Origin of the sequence: Paenibacillus sp. 1011MAR3C5, assembly GCF_003591485.1 — a bacterium.
In the GTDB taxonomy this organism is placed as follows: Bacteria; Bacillota; Bacilli; order Paenibacillales; family Paenibacillaceae; genus Pristimantibacillus.
This window is the reverse complement of sequence record NZ_QZCF01000014.1, coordinates 33,026-52,290: the sequence shown is the minus strand read 5'-3', so window position 1 is coordinate 52,290 and position 19,265 is coordinate 33,026. Positions and strand designations below refer to the sequence as shown.

The window sequence follows — 19,265 nt, the reverse complement described above, 5'->3', positions numbered from 1 at the left end:
TGGGCCGGCACCGAGAGTGCAAGCATACCTGATGACGGCCGATTACAAACATTTGTTGCAGTAGGACATCGAGTAAATTACTCTCCGCCTTTATGCTTGGTGATGATCTCTTCGGCGATCGACTTAGGAACTTCTTCGTAGTGGGAGAGTTCCATCGAGAATACGCCGCGTCCTTGTGTACCGGAACGAAGTGTAGTGGAGTAACCGAACATCTCGGAGAGAGGCACCTTAGCACGGATAATTTGCGCGCCTCCGCGCGAATCCATACCTTCGATGCGACCACGACGGGAGTTCAGCATGCCCATTACGTCGCCCATGTACTCTTCAGGAACGGTAACTTCAACCTTCATAATTGGCTCAAGAAGGACAGGCTTACATTTTTCTTTCGCAGCTTTAAGCGCCAGGGAGCCTGCGATCTTAAACGCCATCTCCGAGGAATCGACGTCATGGTAGGAACCATCGACAACAGTCGCTTTGATATCAACGAGCGGGAAGCCAGCGATAACGCCGTTCTTCATCGACTCTTCGATACCAGCCTGGATCGGAGCGATGTATTCACGAGGAATCGATCCACCCACGACTTTGCTTTCGAAGATAAAGCCTGTTCCAGCCTCTTGAGGTTCGAATTCAACCCAACAATGACCGAACTGACCTTTACCACCGGACTGACGAACGAACTTACCTTCAACTTTAGCCGCTTGACGGAAGGTTTCACGGTATGCAACCTGAGGTTTACCAACATTCGTCTCTACTTTGAATTCGCGAAGCATACGGTCAACGAGGATCTCAAGGTGAAGCTCACCCATACCTGCGATGATCGTTTGGTTCGTTTCTTCGTCTGTATAAGCACGGAATGTAGGATCTTCCTCGGCGAGCTTGGAGATTGCAACGCCAAGTTTGTCTTGGTCTGCTTTCGTCTTAGGCTCGATTGCGATTTGGATAACTGGCTCAGGGAAGTTCATCGATTCAAGAACGATTGGGGACTTCTCGTCACACAGTGTATCACCTGTAGTCGTATCCTTCAGGCCTACTGCAGCTGCAATATCGCCCGAGTGTACTTCGGAGATCTCTTGACGGCTGTTCGCATGCATCTGCAGGATCCGGCCAATCCGCTCACGCTTGTTCTTTGTTGCATTAAGAACGTACGAACCGGATTTCAGGATACCCGAGTATACACGGAAGAACGTCAGACGACCAACGTAAGGGTCCGTCATGATTTTGAATGCCAGAGCCGAGAACGGCTCGGAATCAGATGAAGGACGAACTGCTTCTTCACCGTCTTCGAGCGTACCTTTGATCGCTGGTACGTCAACCGGTGCAGGCAGGTAGTCAACAACTGCATTCAATACCAATTGAACACCTTTGTTACGGTACGAGGAGCCTGCAACAACCGGGAAGATCTTAACTTCGCAAACACCTTTGCGAAGTACTGCTTTCAGTTCTGGAATCGTAATTTCTTCGCCTTCCAGATACTTCATCATCAGATCCTCATCCAGTTCAGCAACTTTCTCTACCAGTTCAAGACGAAGCTCTTCGACTTGCTCTTTGTACTCAGCTGGGATCTCGGATTCGATCGGATCTTTGCCAAGATCGTCTTTGTACGTGTATGCTACGCGCTCGATGATATCGATTACGCCAACGAAGTCGGACTCAGCGCCGATTGGCAACTGAATAGCAACAGCATTTGCTTGCAGACGCTCGCGCATGTCTTTAACGACATTCAGGTAGTCTGCGCCGATGATGTCCATCTTGTTAACATAAGCGATCCGAGGAACGCCGTAACGGTCAGCTTGACGCCATACAGTCTCAGACTGTGGCTCAACGCCTTCTTTCGCACTGAAAACACCAACGGCCCCGTCCAATACGCGTAGGGAACGTTCAACTTCTACTGTGAAGTCAACGTGACCTGGGGTATCGATGATATTAATGCGGTTACCCTTCCATTGAGCGGTTGTCGCGGCAGACGTAATCGTAATGCCGCGCTCTTGTTCTTGCTCCATCCAGTCCATCGTAGCTGCACCTTCGTGCACCTCACCGATTTTGTGGGTACGGCCTGTGAAGAACAAGATCCGTTCAGTAGTTGTGGTTTTACCAGCGTCAATATGCGCCATAATCCCGATATTACGCGTATTTTCCAAGGAGAACTCTCTTGCCATGAATATGTCTCCTCTCGTTAATGGTTATCCTACCAGCGGTAGTGAGCAAACGCTTTGTTTGCTTCTGCCATTTTGTGCGTGTCTTCACGCTTTTTAACGGATGCGCCAGTGTTGTTGGAAGCATCCAGAATTTCAGCAGCCAAACGTTCTGTCATCGTTTTCTCGCCGCGGTTACGCGAGTAGTTCACGAGCCAACGAAGACCAAGAGCCGTACGGCGCTCAGGCTTAACTTCGATAGGTACTTGGTAGTTAGAACCGCCTACACGACGAGCTTTAACCTCAAGAACCGGCATAATATTTTTCAAAGCTGCTTCGAACACTTCCATCGGATCTTTTCCCGAGCGTTCTTGGATCAGTTTGAATGCATCGTATAACAGTGTTTGTGCAGTGCCTCTCTTACCGTCGATCATAATACGGTTGATTAGGCGGGTAACCAGTTTGCTATTGTAAACCGGATCCGGAAGCACATCACGTTTCGTTACAGGACCTTTGCGTGGCATGAGAAAGTCCCCCTTTCTTCTAATAGTAACTTGTTCTAGCTTGTTATTAACAAGGTAGTGTTATACTTCTTATTTCTTAGCTTTAGGACGCTTAGTACCGTATTTCGAACGGGATTGGTTACGGTTGTTAACACCTGCTGTATCCAATGCGCCGCGCACGATATGGTAACGAACACCCGGAAGGTCTTTTACACGACCGCCGCGGATCAGAACCACGCTGTGCTCTTGAAGGTTATGACCGATACCTGGAATGTACGCTGTAACCTCAACACGGTTAGTCAGACGCACACGCGCATACTTACGAAGCGCGGAGTTCGGTTTCTTTGGAGTCATAGTACCTACACGAGTGCACACACCGCGTTTTTGAGGCGCGTTGATGTCAGTTGCTTCACGTTTCAGTGCGTTAAAACCTTTTTGCAAGGCTGGCGATTTCGATTTAACGACTTTCGCTTGACGTCCTTTACGAACGAGCTGGTTAATTGTTGGCATGTTGCCACCCCCTCCCCTTATTCATGTCTTTATGATGGTAGACATTTCACCCAATTTTAAGCCCACAGAGCCAGGCGGTTCATAATTGAACATTAGTATTCCTTAAGCCTAGTCGTCAGGCACACTCCGATATAGTATCACTTCGCACATATGCATGTCAAGCGTGAAATCGGGTGTTTATTGTCGAATAGGAATCTTTACACAAATTTAACTGAACGTTATATCATTGCGCTGCCATCCAGGTAGACTTTATAGGCCACACCTACTATGCCTATCCTCTGATCTGATACGCCAAGAGCGAATAGACTCAGGAATTTCGTGTATATGCTTCCACACTTTCGAAATCTAATCTCCAGACGCTTCCTAATCATGTCCAATAGATTGTTCAGCTTGTATGTGGTTGTCCTATATTGCTCCCTATCGCTGGTTACGGGTTATGTCAGGTTGCCTACTCACTTCAAACTAACGATAATGGTCCCCACCACCATTAAAATCAGTATTGTTTTTACGGTATAGCCAAATATCCGCAGCGGTAATGGCATATCGGTTAAATTCACTTTTTTGATCGGCCCTCCGCCTTCAGCCTGCTGGATCGATGTAAGTTGGGGGTCTTGATATCCTTCATTCTTCTCTACATGGCGACGATTCTCCAATGACTCATGGATATGTCGTTCGTTCATTCTGAATCATGCCTCCTTGAAATAAGGTCGAACACACCTCTATCCTACATACCAAAAGGCATCGCTCAACGTGTCTTCAACTGCTCTATAATTTGTTCACGACTCATTCCGCTAATTCGATCTAAATGTTCAATACCCAGCGCTTCCCGTTTAACAATAAGCTTGTCGCCGTTCGGCGTAATCTTTACATCCTCGCTGATCGTTCGCAAAAAGTCTAGCGTAGCCATATCTTGATCGTCAAAAGAGATTTGAAAGGGCAGACATGCTTGAATGTATTCGTCATAACCGTCTTGTGTCCTCAAGAACAGAATATAGGTCTTCCCTGCTTTAATCTGTTCAAAATAAGGACCGGACGCTTTCGCTTCATAGAGCCGATCATCTTGCCGCAGTGAATATACTTGATAGCTTGGAATGGATATAGAAATTTCACTTTGATCCAAGTCGCCAAATAGGACTCTATCCACGACAAACGTATATTCATCCGAATAAAAGTTGCCTGATCTATGCGTCGTTCCAAATTTGTTCTTATACTGTCCCTCAACGATGAGCTCAGCTTTCTTCGCCATCTCAGCCAAATTAGTCGTAATGTCATAGTCAGGCATAGTCAGATTAACCACATTTGTCTTGTTCTCATATGAATCCGGCTTGTTCAGAAGCTCTATCTGTTCTGCGCCATTGCTATCCTGATGAACATATGAAATAACGCCATAGGAGAAATGAATCGAATCCGTTCCCTCATCGTTCAGATGATATATAACCCGGCCAACATCCCCAGCACCCAGCCAATCTGGTGCTCCCGCAATTAAATTAAGTTGCTTCATTAGCGTCTCGTCATCTGTATAGGTTTCCAGCTTATCTCTGACAGCTTGCAAAGTAAGCCTCCTCTGATCTTGCGGGAGCTCACCAACAATGATTAGCCCTTCACGCAACCAAACGCCGGACCCCATCACATCATTGGCTTTCAAAAAGTTCAGCTCACTCTTTTGCTCCTCATCCGCTGCAAGCGCATACAGATTATCATAGTTTGAATATAGGGTCATATCCAACTCATGCTCGGCTATGACCTCTTCAATTCCCTTCCGTTCCCATAACAATGAGACTAACAGGAGAAATGCAGCTATAGAAAATAGTATGATATAGAATTGTTTATATCTCAAATTCATCGCTCCTCTGTTCCCTTTTCAAAATTCACTTTATATCCTTACACCATTCTTATGAATACGAAACCATCGTCACTAGCCGTCAATTAGTTATTAACGAACCTCTCACTTCTTTCGCCGATAACTCCACGCACTCGTTATTCTCCGTTCAGTCGAAGCCTTCCAACTGAATTTCACTTAGGGGACTGACTGTCCCATCAGATGATAGCCACAACTCGCTCAGCTCTTCCATGTCGGTAACTACAATTACCTGATCGCCTATTGCCCCGCTGGCAGCTCCATCATCGGCTTTGCGCTCCAGCCATATAGAAATGACCGCCAGCACAATTAACATAATTAGAACAAGCAGCTTTAATGAGATGGTCTTCACATCATTCAGCTCCCTTTGCTTTGTTAAAAGAAGCTGTCAAAGCGCTCTCATCCAATAGAACGCTTAGCCCAGCTTCAAAGTTGCTTCTTCATTCCCATCATTTGAAAATGATGGATCACTATTAGCATATTCCATACCCCTCTGCCATGTTTACACCGAAAACAAAGAAAAGCGACACATGGGTCGTCTGCACAACGTGCGAGAACCCATGTGTCGCTCTATCGAATCGCCTGATAAGGCGATAAACGCTTATTCTACTGCCAATGGCTCAGCAGCTTCACTTTTCTCGGCACCTTCGACTGCTTCTTCTTCCAGGCCTGCGAAGCGAATGTTGCGGTAGCGCTGCATACCCGTACCAGCCGGGATCAGCTTGCCGATGATAACATTCTCCTTCAGACCAAGAAGCTGGTCGACCTTGCCTTTGATCGCTGCGTCCGTCAGGACACGAGTTGTCTCCTGGAAGGAAGCTGCAGACAAGAAGGAATCCGTCTCGAGGGACGCTTTCGTAATACCGAGCAATACTGGCTTCGCAACCGCCGGCTCTTTGCCTGCAAAGATCGCTTCGCGGTTAGCGGATTCGTATTCATGAATGTCTACGAATGCGCCTGGCAGCAGAGTCGTATCGCCGGCATCGACGATGCGGATTTTGCGCAGCATTTGCTTGATCATAACCTCGACGTGCTTATCATTGATCTCAACGCCTTGGTTACGGTATACGCGCTGTACCTCTTGCAGGATGTAGTTCTGTACGCCGCGAATGCCTTTGATGCGAAGCATATCCTTCGGATCGATCGAACCGTCTGTCAGCTCGTCGCCTGCTTCGATGTGCTGGCCTTCCGCTACGCGGATACGCGAGCCGTAAGTGACCGCATAGACCTTGGACTCGGCTTCGCCTTGAACCTCGATCTCGCGACGGTCTTTTGCTTCGCGAATTTCTTTGATGACGCCGTCAAGCTCGGAGATGATCGCTTGGCCTTTCGGATTACGAGCCTCGAAGAGCTCCTGAATACGCGGAAGACCTTGCGTGATATCGTCGCCGGCAACGCCGCCTGTATGGAACGTACGCATCGTCAGCTGTGTACCCGGCTCGCCGATCGATTGCGCCGCGATAATGCCTACCGCTTCGCCGATCTCAACGTGCTTGCCAGTCGCCAGGTTGCGTCCGTAACAGATCTTACATACGCCATGACGCGCACGACAGCTGAGTACAGAGCGAATTTGCAGACGCTCTACGCCAGCATCGATGATCGCATCGGCTTTGTTCGAATCGATCAGCTCGCTGCGGTTGACGATCACTTCGCCCGTCTGCGGATGACGGATCGTCTCGAATGCATAGCGGCCTTCGATACGGTCATACAGATCCTCGATAACCTCTTTGCCATCCTGGATCTTGCTGACTGTGAAGCCTTTGTCCGTGCCGCAATCGTCTTCGCGGACGATTACGTCCTGCGCCACGTCTACCAGACGGCGAGTCAGGTAACCGGAGTCAGCAGTACGAAGCGCTGTATCGGCAAGACCTTTACGCGCACCGTGCGTCGAGATAAAGTACTCGAGGACCGTCAGGCCTTCACGGAAGTTCGATTTGATTGGCAACTCGATGATACGACCGGATGGATTCGCCATCAGACCGCGCATACCGCCAAGCTGTGTAATCTGGGATTTGTTACCCCGTGCTTTGGAATCCACCATGAGCATGATGTTGTTGTAACGATCCATCGATTTCATGAGAACTTCCGTAATTTCGTCCTTACATTTACTCCAGATACCGATGATACGGTCATAACGCTCTTCGTTCGTGATCAGACCGCGGCGGTACTGATTCATAACGGTAGCAACCTTCTCGTCGGATGCTTTCATGATTTCCACTTTTTCCTTCGGAATAATAACGTCGGCAACACCGATCGTAATACCCGCTTTAGTGGAATACGTGAAACCAAGCTGCTTGATACGGTCAAGGATAACCGCAGTCAGCGTTGTATGGTATTGACGGAAGCATTCCGCAATAATTTGGCCAAGGTAGTCTTTGCCTACCGCGCCCGGCGTAGCCAAGTCGTCGATGAACTTCTGCAAATCGGCGCCCTTTTCGTACACAAAGTACTTATCAGGAGTGCCTTGCAGCAAGTTAACCTTCGTCGCTTCGTTGATGTAAGGGAAATCTTCTGGGAAGATTTCGTTGAAGATGACTTTACCTACAGTCGTAACGAGCAAGGAAGCTTGCTGTTGCTCTGTGAAGTTGGTTTTCTTCAGGACCTTCACCGGAATGAAGATACGCGCGTGCAGGGATACGATTCCGCGTTGGTATGCGGAGATCGCTTCATTCACCGTTGCGAATACGGAACCTGTGCCTTTAGCTTCGATGTTATCCATCGTCAGATAGTAGCTGCCCAGAACCATATCCTGGGAAGGCGTAACAACAGGCTTGCCGTCTTTCGGGTTCAGGATGTTGCCGGATGCCAGCATGAGAAGGCGAGCTTCGGCTTGCGCTTCCGCAGACAGCGGAACGTGAACGGCCATCTGGTCACCGTCGAAGTCGGCGTTATAAGCCGTACATACGAGCGGATGCAGCTTGATGGCGCGGCCTTCGACCAGAATCGGTTCGAATGCTTGAATACCAAGTCTGTGAAGCGTCGGTGCACGGTTCAAGAGAACCGGATGCTCCTTGATGACTTCTTCAAGAACGTCCCATACTTCAGGACTTACGCGCTCGACTTTACGTTTTGCGCTCTTGATGTTGTGAGCAAGACCTTTGTTCACAAGCTCCTTCATCACGAAAGGCTTGAACAGCTCCAGCGCCATTTCCTTCGGAAGGCCGCATTGGAACATTTTCAGGTTAGGACCTACAACGATAACGGAACGACCAGAGTAGTCGACACGTTTACCGAGCAAGTTCTGACGGAAACGGCCTTGCTTACCCTTCAGCATATGACTGAGGGATTTCAGTGGACGATTGCCTGGTCCTGTTACCGGACGGCCGCGACGGCCGTTGTCGATCAGGGCGTCAACCGCTTCCTGAAGCATACGTTTCTCGTTCTGTACGATAATGTCCGGAGCGCCCAGATCAAGCAGGCGTTTCAGACGATTGTTCCGGTTAATTACGCGGCGGTACAGATCATTCAGGTCGGAGGTCGCGAAGCGGCCGCCGTCCAGCTGTACCATCGGGCGAAGCTCCGGCGGGATTACCGGCAGCACATCAAGAATCATCCACTCCGGCTGATTGCCGGAATTACGGAATGCTTCAATAACTTCAAGGCGCTTAATCGCGCGGTTACGGCGTTGGCCTTGTGCCGTGCGAAGCTCTTCCTTCAGCGTCTCAAGCTCGCGCTCAACGTCGATGTCTTGAAGCAGCTTCTTGACAGCTTCAGCACCCATGCCAGCTTGGAAGCCGTAGCCGTACTTCTCACGGTAGCTGCGGTATTCCTTCTCGGACAGGAGCTGTTTTTTCTCAAGCGGCGTATCGCCTGGATCCGTCACGACATAAGATGCGAAATAGATGATCTCCTCAAGGGAGCGAGGGGACATATCCAGTGCAAGACCCATGCGGCTTGGAATGCCTTTGAAGTACCAGATGTGGGATACAGGAGCTGCAAGCTCGATGTGGCCCATACGTTCACGGCGTACTTTCGCGCGGGTTACTTCTACTCCGCAGCGATCGCAGACTACGCCTTTGTAGCGTACGCGTTTGTACTTACCGCAATGACATTCCCAATCCTTGGTCGGTCCGAAAATCTTCTCACAGAAGAGACCTTCCTTCTCGGGCTTAAGCGTTCTGTAGTTAATGGTTTCCGGCTTCTTGACTTCTCCGCGGGACCACGAGCGAATTTTATCCGGCGAAGCCAGACCAATTTTCATATACTCGAAGTTGTTCACGTCCAACAAGGAGCAACCCTCCTTCGTCATGTATGACTGTGTCTTATCAGAAGCTGAACTTCAATCGCGGGGCCGCCGAAGCGGCTCCCGATTGAAGCTCAGTCATCGTGTTATTCAACGCCTGCTTCTGCGCCTTCTAGGTTGAGGTTGAGCTTATCGCCAGTTGCCTCTTCGTCATCGTCGATTTCTTTCATCTCGATCTCTTCTTCATTCTCGGTCAGGATCTTCACGTCCATGCCCAAGCTTTGAAGCTCTTTGATCAATACTTTAAACGACTCTGGAACGCCAGGCTCCGGAACGTTCTCGCCTTTTACGATCGATTCATACGTCTTCACGCGGCCGACCACGTCGTCGGATTTGACCGTAAGAATCTCTTGCAGCGTGTAGGCTGCACCGTAGGCCTCGAGCGCCCAAACCTCCATCTCACCGAAGCGCTGTCCGCCGAACTGGGCTTTACCGCCGAGTGGCTGCTGCGTAACGAGCGAGTAAGGACCCGTCGAACGGGCATGGATCTTGTCGTCAACCATGTGCGCAAGTTTGATCATGTACATGACGCCGACGGTCACTTCACGTTCGAAGGACTCGCCTGTACGTCCGTCGTACAGAACCGTCTTACCGTTACGCTGCATGCCTGCTTCTTCCATCGTATCGAATACGTCGTTCTCACGAGCGCCGTCAAATACAGGAGTTGCAGCATGTAGGCCCAGGTGTTTGCACGCCATGCCAAGGTGAACTTCGAGCGCCTGGCCGATGTTCATCCGGGAAGGTACGCCCAGCGGGTTCAGAACGACTTCAACAGGCGTTCCGTCCGGCAGGAACGGCATATCCTCTTCCGGCATGATGCGGGCGATAACACCCTTGTTGCCGTGACGTCCGGCCATTTTATCGCCTTCAGAGATTTTACGCTTCTGAGCGATATAAGCGCGGACCAATTGATTCACGCCAGGAGGCAGCTCGTCACCGTTCTCGCGTGTGAATACCTTCACGTCTACGACGATGCCGTCCGTACCATGCGGTACGCGCAGCGACGTATCACGAACCTCGCGTGCCTTCTCACCGAAGATCGCATGGAGCAATCTCTCTTCGGCAGTCAGCTCTGTTACGCCCTTCGGCGTTACTTTACCTACGAGGATGTCGCCTGCGCTGATCTCGGCGCCGACGCGGATAATACCGCGCTCGTCGAGATTGCGGAGCGCTTCTTCACCCACGTTAGGGATATCACGCGTAATTTCCTCAGGTCCCAGCTTGGTATCGCGGGCTTCGGATTCATATTCTTCAATGTGAATGGAAGTGTAAACATCTTCCTTCACCAATTTCTCGCTAAGCAAGATGGCATCCTCGTAGTTGTAACCTTCCCAAGTCATGAAGGCTACGACAACGTTGCGTCCAAGTGCCAATTCGCCCATCTCTGTGGATGGACCGTCTGCCATGATGTCGCCTTTCTTGATGACATCGCCCTTGCGGACAAGCGGACGTTGGTTAATGCATGTTCCTTGGTTGGAACGCATGAACTTATGCAGCTTGTGCTTGATCAGATCGCCGGTTACTTGCTTGCCGTCAATCGTCTCGACGCGGCGCAGCCAAATCTCGTTCGCAGACGCGCGCTCAATGACACCGTCATACTTGGAGACGATACACACGCCGGAATCCTTCGCCGCCTTATGCTCCATTCCTGTGCCGACGAACGGCGCTTTCGGAATAAGAAGCGGAACAGCCTGCCGCTGCATGTTCGAACCCATCAGGGCGCGGTTGGAGTCATCATTTTCCAGGAACGGAATAAGCGCCGTCGCAACCGATACGACCTGCTTAGGCGATACGTCCATGTAGTCAACGCGGTCGCTTGGCATGGTTAAGATGTTGTCTGCTTGTTTATTATAACGGACAATGGTCTGTGCTTCGGCGAACTTGCTCTCCGAATTCAGCTCAGCGTTCGCTTGCGCGATTACGTAGTTGTCCTCTTCATCTGCCGTCAGATAAGCAATCTGCTCGGTTACAATGCCTGTTTTCGGATCAACCCAACGATACGGCGCTTCAATAAAGCCGTATTCATTGATGCGGGCGAACGTAGACAAGGAGTTGATCAGACCAATGTTCGGTCCCTCTGGCGTCTCGATCGGGCACATACGGCCATAGTGCGAGTGATGGACGTCACGAACTTCGAAGCCAGCGCGCTCACGCGTCAGACCGCCAGGTCCGAGTGCGGACAGACGGCGCTTATGCGTAAGTTCCGCAAGCGGATTCGTCTGGTCCATGAACTGGGACAGCTGGGAAGAACCGAAAAACTCTTTGATCGATGCGATAACCGGACGAATGTTGATCAGCGCTTGCGGCGTGATCGCATTCGCGTCCTGGATGGACATCCGCTCGCGAACGACACGTTCCATACGGGATAGACCGATACGGAATTGATTCTGCAGCAACTCGCCGACAGAGCGCAGACGACGGTTGCCCAGATGGTCAATATCGTCCGTGCTGCCAACGCCGTGCAGCAAGTTAATGAAATAGTTAATGGACGAAATGATATCCGCAGGCGTAATGTGCTTAACGGATTTGTCAATTATGCCGTTGGCAATGACCTTAATCACTTTGTTATCGTCCAATGGCGAGAATACACTGATCGCTTGTAGTGGAATACTATCAGCATCCAGTACACCGTTAGCCACATGGTATGTCTTGAAGCCTACATCTGTCTCGAGCTTCTCGAGGATTTCATCAAGCAAACGACGGTCAATCATCTGGCCCGTCTCTGCGATGATCTCGCCCGTGGACGGATCAACCAGATTCTCGGCAAGACGCTGATTGAACAGTCGGTTCTTGATGTGGAGCTTCTTGTTTATCTTATAACGGCCTACATTGGCCAAGTCATATCGTTTCGGGTCAAAGAAACGCGCGACCAATAGACTCTTCGCATTGTCCAAGGTAGGAGGCTCGCCCGGACGAAGACGCTCGTAGATCTCAATCAGCGCTTTTTCCGTGGAATCCGTGCTATCCTTGTCCAGCGTGTTGCGAATATACTCGTCATGGCCGAGCAAATCCAAAATTTCCGCGTCTGTGCCAAAGCCTAGTGCACGCAAAAGCACCGTTACCGGTATTTTCCGGGTCCGGTCGATACGAACGTAAATAATGTCTTTGGCGTCTGTCTCCAGCTCCAGCCAAGCGCCACGGTTCGGAATGACCGTCGCCGTGTACGTCTTCTTCCCGTTCTTATCAACCTTCGTGCTGAAGTACACACTTGGGGAGCGAACCAATTGGCTGACGATAACGCGCTCGGCGCCGTTAATAATAAACGTGCCTGTCTCCGTCATCAGCGGGAAATCACCCATGAACACTTCTTGTTCCTTAACCTCGCCCGTTTCCTTATTGAACAGACGAACCTTCACGCGCAGCGGTGCCGCATACGTCACGTCGCGCTCTTTTGATTCATCCACCGAATATTTCGGCTCGCCCAAGCTATAATCGATAAACTCAAGCGATAGATTACCCGTAAAGTCCGAAATCGGCGAGATATCCTGGAACAGCTCGATCAGATCGGTCTCCAGAAATTTCTCATACGATTTTTGTTGGATTTCAATCAGGTTCGGGACTTCCAGCACCTCGTTGATCCGAGCGTAGCTTCTCCGCGTCCGCCGACCATACTGAACAAGTTGTCCTGCCAACTTAACCTCACCCCTCATGTCTGTCTCACAGCATCGATACTTCGCTGCGTTACCCTAGACGGCATCACCCGCCTATATAGATAAATAAAGAAAAGCCCTTATCGAATATAGTTCGAAAAAAGAGCATGTTTCCGGCAGCTACCATTCGCAGCGCGGGTGCGACGGTGTCATATCAAGTAATTTTGCCCAAAATGTAAACATTATACGTCAAATGATGCAAAAGTATGCATTCCGCGCTAAAAATTTGCACTTGACATTTTAGTTGACTAAAGAGATTTCAAGCAATTTTATGCTGACATTTTATAATACTACCATATTCAAAATGTCAAGTCAAATCTTTTTTAGGCTTATTTCTGCGCCCGCAAAATCCAATAGCCCTTATCCTTCGTCATTTCTTCCACTTCTCCGAATATCGCTTCAAGCTTATCCATAGCGGACGGAGCGCCTTGCTTCTTCTGAATGACCACCCACATGCTGCCGCCTTCTTGCAATAAAGCATAACCTTCTTCAAAGATTTGGTGAACGACCGTCTTCCCGGCCCTGATTGGAGGATTGGTCAATATCACATTGAATCGGTCAGTCTTGACCGCTTCGAACAGGTCGCTTTGAATCGCCGTTACATTCGTAATTTTGTTTAGCTTCGCATTTTCCTTGGCTAGCTCGACAGCGCGTTCATTGATATCAATCATCGTAACATGCCCGGAGCCGACCAGCTTCGCTGCCGTTAGCCCGATAGGACCATAGCCGCAGCCTACGTCCAGCACACGGTCTCCTTCATCTAATTGCATCGTCTCAACCAGCACTCTGCTCCCGTAATCGACACCTGTTTTGGAGAATACACCGGCGTCCGTGACGAATTTCATCGAAAAACCTCTGAGTGAATCGGCATGGGTCTGCCTGTTATGATTCACCTCTGGCTTCTTGGAGTAATAATGGCCAGACATCCTTCCGCCTCCTTTACGCATAACTCCCTATAAGTGAGAGTTCAAAAAGTCCGGTTTTCAGCACATGAGCTTATGCTTCCGATGATGCGTTATTTTCAAAACGCTGCAGAAGATGGGATAAAGCCAGGAAATGAGGCGCGTAGTGAAAGCTACGTGAGCACCGGAGGTTCCGGCTGAATGACATATTCAATGTCGAGTAGGCTTCCTGATCTGCTCCGTGATCAAAAACGGACTTTTTGAACAACCTCTATAACATACAACGAACCCCTTAAAACCATGCGGTTCTAAGGGGTCCCTCAGCATAAGCTCGCCAATCAGCCAACCATGCTGTCATGTTGTGAAGTCAAATTACTTAACTTCTACGGAAGCGCCAGCTTCTTCAAGCTTAGCTTTCACGCTGTTAGCTTCATCTTCGCCAACTTTTTCTTTGATTGGTTTAGGAGCGCCGTCAACCAGATCTTTAGCTTCTTTCAGGCCAAGACCAGTGATTTCGCGAACCACTTTGATAACGTTGATTTTGGAAGCGCCAGCGCTTGTCAAGATAACGTCGAACTCAGTTTGAGCAGCAGCTTCAGCAGCGCCGCCGCCAGCTACTACTGCAACTGGAGCTGCAGCTGTTACGCCGAATTCTTCTTCGATTGCTTTAACAAGATCGTTCAGTTCAAGAACAGTCATACCTTTAATTGCTTCCAAGATTTGCTCTTTAGACATGGTATATACCTCCGAAATGGTTTAGTTTTTGGTATTGCAAGTTACGAAGCCGAAGCGAGTCCGACTTCAAGGACATCACAAATGTGATTAAGCGCCTGCTTCTTGTTTCTCTCCAACCGCTTTAACCGCAAGGGCGAAGTTGCGAACTGGAGCTTGAAGCACGCTGAGGAGCATGGAGAGCAAACCTTCGCGAGAAGGAAGCTCTGCAAGAGCCTTGATTTGATCTGTATCCACGACTTTACCTTCAACAACGCCGCCTTTCAATTTCAAAGCGTCGTTCTTCTTAGCGAAGTCGTTCAGGATTTTAGCCGGAGCAACAGCGTCGTCGCCGCTGAATGCAACAGCAGTAGGTCCTGTCAGAATGTCATTAAGCGCCGTCAATTCTGTACCTTCAGTAGCGCGGCGAACGAGCGAGTTTTTCAGAACTTGGAAATCAACGCCCGCCTCGCGGAGCTGCTTACGAAGTTCAGTAACTTGCGCAACGTTCAATCCGCGATAGTCGGCAATAACCGTGCTGGAGCTCGAAGTCAACTTCGACTGGATCACAGCAACCGCTTCTTGTTTCTCTTGGATGATCTTTGCGTTAGCCAAACTGTACACCTCCCGTAATATTATACATCCCGTGAATACGACGGATATTCCTTTCCACTGGTGCATGAGAAAGGCCTTCGCAGACGATGCGAAGGCCATGATTTCGTTGATCGCAAGCAGGCTGACCTGCCGCATTCCCAAACGTTTTATCATAACACCTCGGTAGGAAATTAAGCCCATGGGGGCACCTACTGTCTACGGTATGCGTATTCGAATGTTAGTAGCGTTTCCTATCCGGATTAGCGGAACGATGCAGTCGAGACGCGAGCGCCAGGACCCATTGTCGAGGAAACAGCAATGTTTTTCAGGTAAACGCCTTTCGAGGAAGCTGGCTTCGCACGAAGAAGAGCGTCGATCAGAGCTTTCAGGTTCTCGTTCAGCTTCTCAGCGTCGAACGATACTTTGCCGATTGGAGCGTGGATTTGACCCGCTTTGTCCAGACGGTACTCGATCTTACCTGCTTTGATTTCTTGAACGGCTTTTGCAACGTCAAACGTTACAGTACCTGCTTTCGGGTTAGGCATAAGGCCTTTACCGCCCAGGATACGGCCGAGCTTACCAACTTCAGCCATCATGTCCGGCGTTGCTACGCAAACGTCGAAGTCGAACCAGCCTTGTTGGATTTTGTTGATCATGTCTGCGTCGCCAACAAAGTCAGCGCCGGCAGCTTCCGCTTCTTTCACTTTTTCGCCTTTTGCGAAAACGAGAACGCGTTTTGTTTTACCTGTGCCATGCGGAAGTACGACTACGCCGCGAACCGCTTGGTCTTGTTTACGTGGGTCAACGCCCAAGCGAACCGCTACTTCGACGGACTCGTCGAATTTAGCTGTTGCTGCCTTCTTCACAAGATCAATTGCATCGGAAGGCTCGTAAGTTGCTTCGCTGTCAATCAGCTTAGCAGCTTCTACATATTTCTTACCGTGTTTAGCCATTGTAAGTTCCTCCTTTGTGGTTATAACGGCTCATCCTCCTAGGGATGATCCTCCCACTTGCGAAGCAACGCTTCGCAAAGCGAGATGTCCGAAGACATCCAATCGCTTGTCTACCAGACAGAAGCGAAATTAGTCAACGATGGATACGCCCATGCTGCGAGCAGTACCTTCAACCATACGCATGGCTGCCTCTACGGAAGCTGCGTTAAGGTCTTGCATTTTCGTCTCAGCGATTTCGCGAACTTTATCGCGTTTAACCGTTGCGACTTTCTTCTTGTTCGGTTCGCCCGAACCCTTCTCGATACCTGCTGCTACGCGGAGCAATACTGCTGCCGGCGGAGTTTTCGTCTCGAATGTGAAGGAACGGTCTTCGAATACAGTGATCACGACTGGAATAATCAGACCTGCCTGATCCGCAGTACGAGCGTTGAACTCTTTACAGAACGCCATAATGTTAACGCCTGCTTGACCTAGTGCCGGACCGATTGGTGGCGCTGGGTTCGCTTTACCTGCAGGAACTTGCAGTTTGACCATCTTGATGACCTTTTTTGCCATGACTCACACCTCCTTGCCTTGTTATACAAGCGCATTTGCCTGCTCCGGAAACCGGATTGTTATATCTTCTCCACTTGAGTGTAATCCAGCTCAAGCGGGGTTTCCCGTCCGAACATGTTGACATGAACCTTAAGCTTCGCTTTATCCAGCAGAATTTCTTCCACCGAACCGACAAAGTCTGCAAAAGGACCTACCTTGACGCGAACAGTCTCTTTGAGTTCGAATTCGATCTTCGGCTTCGGCTCTTCCATACCCATGTGCTTCAGAATTTGTTCCACTTCATCAGGCAGCAAAGGAGTCGGTTTGGAGCCGGATCCTGTCGATCCAACGAATCCCGTTACACCTGGCGTATTCCGAACAACGTACCACGAATCGTCGGTTTGAACCATTTCCACAAGAACATAGCCGGGGTAGACCTTGCGTTGGACGGTCTTCTTCTTCCCGTCCTTCTCCACCACTTCGTCCTCCATAGGAACAAGCACGCGGAAGATCTTGTCTTCCATGCCCATGGATGCAACCCTGCGCTCCAGATTGGTTTTCACCTTGTTCTCATAGCCAGAGTAAGTATGCACGACATACCATCTTTTTTCCATCAATAATCCACCTTTGGTCCCTTCTTAGACAATCAGCTGAACCAATTCCGAGATCCCGATGTCAAGAAGCCAGAAGTAAATCGTCACAACTATTACCGTGACCAGAACGATCAGGGAATAGCTTGTCAACTCTTTACGATTCGGCCAGCGTACCTTCTTCAGTTCCGCCCAGCTGTCGGCAAAAAAACTAAACGTCGTACCAAAGCCCTGCTTCACCTTCGTCAAAAAAGCCATTGTTACACCTCCAATGGGCTATCGCGTCTCGCGATGAGGAGTCTGCTCGTTACAGAACTTGCAAAACTTCTTCAACTCGATGCGGTCGGGGTGATTGCGCTTGTTCTTGGTCGTAGCATAGTTTCTCTGTTTGCAGTTTGTGCATGCCAACGTGATGATTACCCGCATTGAATTACACCTCCCGAACTGCTTAAAAATACGAATCATTGAAGCTATATAGTAAGTTCATTGATTCCAATCGCCAATACGAAAAAAACCTCGAATTTAGGCCTACCTAAACACTTTATCACAAGGCATACCTCGTGTCAACGAAAGAAGGGAGCCGTTCGGCTAGCGAATAATTGGCATCTTGGTTCGAAATTGGATTCTACCAGTATGGTCGAAACCTTTTCTTTTAAAACCAATGGACTGTCTTCACTGCCTGAAAAACGTCAGACAGAAAAGACAGTCCGTTGTCAGATGCGTCTTATATCCCGCCGATATCCCGCACTTCCAGGTATCGCTCAAGCTTGCGCTTCACGCGCTGCAAAGCGTTGTCGATCGACTTCACATGTCTATCGAGATCGACCGCAATCTCTTGATAGGATCGTCCGTCCAGATAAAGCATAAGAACCTTCCGTTCGAGCTCGCTTAGAATCTCGGACATCTTGTCCTCCAGCCCTACGAATTCCTCTTGGTTAATAATAAGCTCCTCAGGATCGGACACTCTCGTGCCGCATATCACATCAAGCAAAGTCCGGTCGGAATCTTCGTCGTAGATAGGCTTGTCCAGCGAAACATAAGAATTGAGAGGAATATGCTTCTGGCGTGTCGCGGTCTTGATCGCGGTAATGATCTGCCTCGTGATGCACAATTCGGCGAAGGCCTTGAAGCTTGCAAGCTTGTCACCCTTGAAATCCCGAATGGCCTTGTACAGGCCGATCATGCCTTCTTGCACGATATCCTCGCGGTCGGCGCCGATCAGGAAGTACGAACGGGCCTTGGCTCTCACAAAGTTCTTATATTTGTTTATCAGATATTCCAGCGCTACGCTGTCGCCGTTACGGACCGCCTCTACGATATCTTCGTCCGTACTGCATTCATATTCGAGCGTACTCCATTCTTTGAGGTCGATACTCACACACTATCCCTCCGGCCTGCCAGGCGTACACCGCGCTAGATTCTTAGGAAATATAGAGTCAGTATACATTATGTAACCTTACACCGTCAACCAATGAGCGTCCCGAAAACTATCGATTTTATAGCAAAAATGTAACATTGTGGCACTCTTTGAAAGCGGTTCCCCAAAACCTGGATATCCTTATTTCTCGCCTCTTCGCAATCGTTCAAGCTTGCTCCACACATCAAGGCTTATATTCTGATCCACTGAGTTGCGCTTTTGAGGCTTCTCTTCCCGAATGGACTGCTCGATGGCTTTCCGGTTCTGGCCAATATCGATCAAGAGCTCCCTCGCGGATATCCGGAGCGCGCCTTTGCCGAAGGCGACATGCTGCTCCACCAAATCAGACGTAGCAACATAGAGGTTGCGCCGCCGTGCAATCAGCTCATTACACAGCCTCTCGATGCATTCATCTGCCGTCTCCTTCTCCTTGGTATAGACAATAGTCAGCTTATGCTGCTTGAATGTCGATCCCAGTCCCGGAACCTGATGGGCGTCGAAGACGACATACACTTGCATGCCAGTGAACCCCTGATAGTCTGCCAGCATATCCAGGAGCTTGTCCCGGGCGTCTTCCAGATCATGCTCCTTCAGCTTCTCCAGTTCCGGCCAAGCCCCTATGATATTATAGCCGTCCACAAGCAGGACGTCATTGCGCCGATTCATGC

General features: G+C 49.6%; 18 protein-coding genes and 1 other annotated feature. All 18 genes read right to left on the bottom strand.

Going from position 1 to position 19,265, the window contains the following annotated elements; genetic code table 11:
* Positions 1-77: 77 nt before the first annotated feature.
* The 18 genes from fusA to D3P07_RS25715 all read right to left on the bottom strand — a co-directional run bounded on the left by fusA (position 78) and on the right by D3P07_RS25715 (position 19,263).
* Entirely contained in the window at positions 78-2,156 is a 2,079-nt protein-coding gene (gene fusA, locus D3P07_RS25800; protein ID WP_119803784.1) for an elongation factor G, read from the bottom strand.
* A 29-nt stretch (positions 2,157-2,185) separates the two neighbouring features.
* A complete protein-coding gene (gene rpsG / locus D3P07_RS25795) occupies positions 2,186-2,656 on the bottom strand; it encodes a 30S ribosomal protein S7 (RefSeq protein WP_116050258.1) in 471 nt (156 codons plus the stop codon).
* 69 nt (positions 2,657-2,725) lie between these two features.
* On the bottom strand, positions 2,726-3,145 hold the full coding sequence (gene rpsL, locus D3P07_RS25790) for a 30S ribosomal protein S12 (protein WP_119803782.1): 420 nt from the start codon (positions 3,143-3,145) through the stop codon (positions 2,726-2,728).
* Between the two features lie 452 nt (positions 3,146-3,597).
* The gene (locus tag D3P07_RS25785; protein WP_119803780.1) at positions 3,598-3,825 is read right to left on the bottom strand and encodes a hypothetical protein; all 228 of its coding nucleotides are present in this window, start codon (positions 3,823-3,825) and stop codon (positions 3,598-3,600) included.
* 65 nt (positions 3,826-3,890) lie between these two features.
* On the bottom strand, positions 3,891-4,982 hold the full coding sequence (locus D3P07_RS25780; protein ID WP_119803778.1) for a hypothetical protein: 1,092 nt from the start codon (positions 4,980-4,982) through the stop codon (positions 3,891-3,893).
* A 151-nt stretch (positions 4,983-5,133) separates the two neighbouring features.
* Positions 5,134-5,355, bottom strand: a complete 222-nt coding sequence (locus D3P07_RS25775) for a hypothetical protein (RefSeq protein ID WP_119803776.1) — start codon at positions 5,353-5,355, stop codon at positions 5,134-5,136.
* Positions 5,356-5,604: 249 nt separating this feature from the next.
* Positions 5,605-9,231, bottom strand: a complete 3,627-nt coding sequence (gene rpoC / locus D3P07_RS25770; protein ID WP_119803774.1) for a DNA-directed RNA polymerase subunit beta' — start codon at positions 9,229-9,231, stop codon at positions 5,605-5,607.
* Between the two features lie 101 nt (positions 9,232-9,332).
* Positions 9,333-12,878, bottom strand: a complete 3,546-nt coding sequence (gene rpoB, locus D3P07_RS25765) for a DNA-directed RNA polymerase subunit beta (protein ID WP_119803772.1) — start codon at positions 12,876-12,878, stop codon at positions 9,333-9,335.
* Positions 12,879-13,225: 347 nt separating this feature from the next.
* A complete protein-coding gene (locus tag D3P07_RS25760) occupies positions 13,226-13,822 on the bottom strand; it encodes a class I SAM-dependent methyltransferase (RefSeq protein ID WP_119803770.1) in 597 nt (198 codons plus the stop codon).
* Positions 13,823-14,170: 348 nt separating this feature from the next.
* Complete coding sequence (gene rplL / locus D3P07_RS25755; RefSeq protein ID WP_119803768.1) at positions 14,171-14,533, bottom strand: 50S ribosomal protein L7/L12; 363 nt, start codon at positions 14,531-14,533, stop codon at positions 14,171-14,173.
* Positions 14,534-14,620: 87 nt separating this feature from the next.
* A complete protein-coding gene (rplJ, locus tag D3P07_RS25750) occupies positions 14,621-15,124 on the bottom strand; it encodes a 50S ribosomal protein L10 (RefSeq protein ID WP_119803766.1) in 504 nt (167 codons plus the stop codon).
* Positions 15,125-15,181: 57 nt separating this feature from the next.
* Positions 15,182-15,343: a sequence feature (ribosomal protein L10 leader region), on the bottom strand.
* Between the two features lie 20 nt (positions 15,344-15,363).
* Positions 15,364-16,056 carry a 50S ribosomal protein L1 gene (gene rplA, locus D3P07_RS25745; protein WP_119803764.1) on the bottom strand — a complete coding sequence of 231 codons (693 nt, stop codon included), beginning with the start codon at positions 16,054-16,056 and terminating at the stop codon, positions 15,364-15,366.
* Positions 16,057-16,185: 129 nt separating this feature from the next.
* On the bottom strand, positions 16,186-16,611 hold the full coding sequence (gene rplK / locus D3P07_RS25740; protein ID WP_119803762.1) for a 50S ribosomal protein L11: 426 nt from the start codon (positions 16,609-16,611) through the stop codon (positions 16,186-16,188).
* A 59-nt stretch (positions 16,612-16,670) separates the two neighbouring features.
* The gene (gene nusG / locus D3P07_RS25735) at positions 16,671-17,204 is read right to left on the bottom strand and encodes a transcription termination/antitermination protein NusG (RefSeq protein ID WP_119803760.1); all 534 of its coding nucleotides are present in this window, start codon (positions 17,202-17,204) and stop codon (positions 16,671-16,673) included.
* Positions 17,205-17,228: 24 nt separating this feature from the next.
* Entirely contained in the window at positions 17,229-17,438 is a 210-nt protein-coding gene (secE, locus tag D3P07_RS25730) for a preprotein translocase subunit SecE (protein WP_119803758.1), read from the bottom strand.
* Positions 17,439-17,456: 18 nt separating this feature from the next.
* Positions 17,457-17,606, bottom strand: coding sequence for a 50S ribosomal protein L33 (gene rpmG / locus D3P07_RS25725; RefSeq protein WP_082967189.1), 150 nt, complete (start codon positions 17,604-17,606; stop codon positions 17,457-17,459).
* Positions 17,607-17,904: 298 nt separating this feature from the next.
* Positions 17,905-18,558 carry an RNA polymerase sporulation sigma factor SigH gene (gene sigH / locus D3P07_RS25720; RefSeq protein ID WP_119803756.1) on the bottom strand — a complete coding sequence of 218 codons (654 nt, stop codon included), beginning with the start codon at positions 18,556-18,558 and terminating at the stop codon, positions 17,905-17,907.
* Between the two features lie 180 nt (positions 18,559-18,738).
* Positions 18,739-19,263, bottom strand: coding sequence for an NYN domain-containing protein (locus D3P07_RS25715; RefSeq protein WP_119803753.1), 525 nt, complete (start codon positions 19,261-19,263; stop codon positions 18,739-18,741).
* Between the last annotated feature and the right edge of the window lie 2 nt (positions 19,264-19,265).

Bases quoted from the DNA above. Each gene is read 5' to 3' on its own strand.
- secE (WP_119803758.1), bottom strand. From the start codon at position 17,438: ATGGCTTTTTTGACGAAGGTGAAGCAGGGCTTTGGTACGACGTTTAGT.
- rplK (WP_119803762.1), bottom strand. From the start codon at position 16,611: ATGGCAAAAAAGGTCATCAAGATGGTCAAACTGCAAGTTCCTGCAGGT.
- rplL (WP_119803768.1), bottom strand. From the start codon at position 14,533: ATGTCTAAAGAGCAAATCTTGGAAGCAATTAAAGGTATGACTGTTCTT.
- nusG (WP_119803760.1), bottom strand. From the start codon at position 17,204: ATGGAAAAAAGATGGTATGTCGTGCATACTTACTCTGGCTATGAGAAC.
- rplA (WP_119803764.1), bottom strand. From the start codon at position 16,056: ATGGCTAAACACGGTAAGAAATATGTAGAAGCTGCTAAGCTGATTGAC.
- D3P07_RS25715 (WP_119803753.1), bottom strand. From the start codon at position 19,263: ATGAATCGGCGCAATGACGTCCTGCTTGTGGACGGCTATAATATCATA.
- rpmG (WP_082967189.1), bottom strand. From the start codon at position 17,606: ATGCGGGTAATCATCACGTTGGCATGCACAAACTGCAAACAGAGAAAC.
- D3P07_RS25760 (WP_119803770.1), bottom strand. From the start codon at position 13,822: ATGTCTGGCCATTATTACTCCAAGAAGCCAGAGGTGAATCATAACAGG.
- fusA (WP_119803784.1), bottom strand. From the start codon at position 2,156: ATGGCAAGAGAGTTCTCCTTGGAAAATACGCGTAATATCGGGATTATG.
- rpsG (WP_116050258.1), bottom strand. From the start codon at position 2,656: ATGCCACGCAAAGGTCCTGTAACGAAACGTGATGTGCTTCCGGATCCG.
- rpsL (WP_119803782.1), bottom strand. From the start codon at position 3,145: ATGCCAACAATTAACCAGCTCGTTCGTAAAGGACGTCAAGCGAAAGTC.
- D3P07_RS25785 (WP_119803780.1), bottom strand. From the start codon at position 3,825: ATGAACGAACGACATATCCATGAGTCATTGGAGAATCGTCGCCATGTA.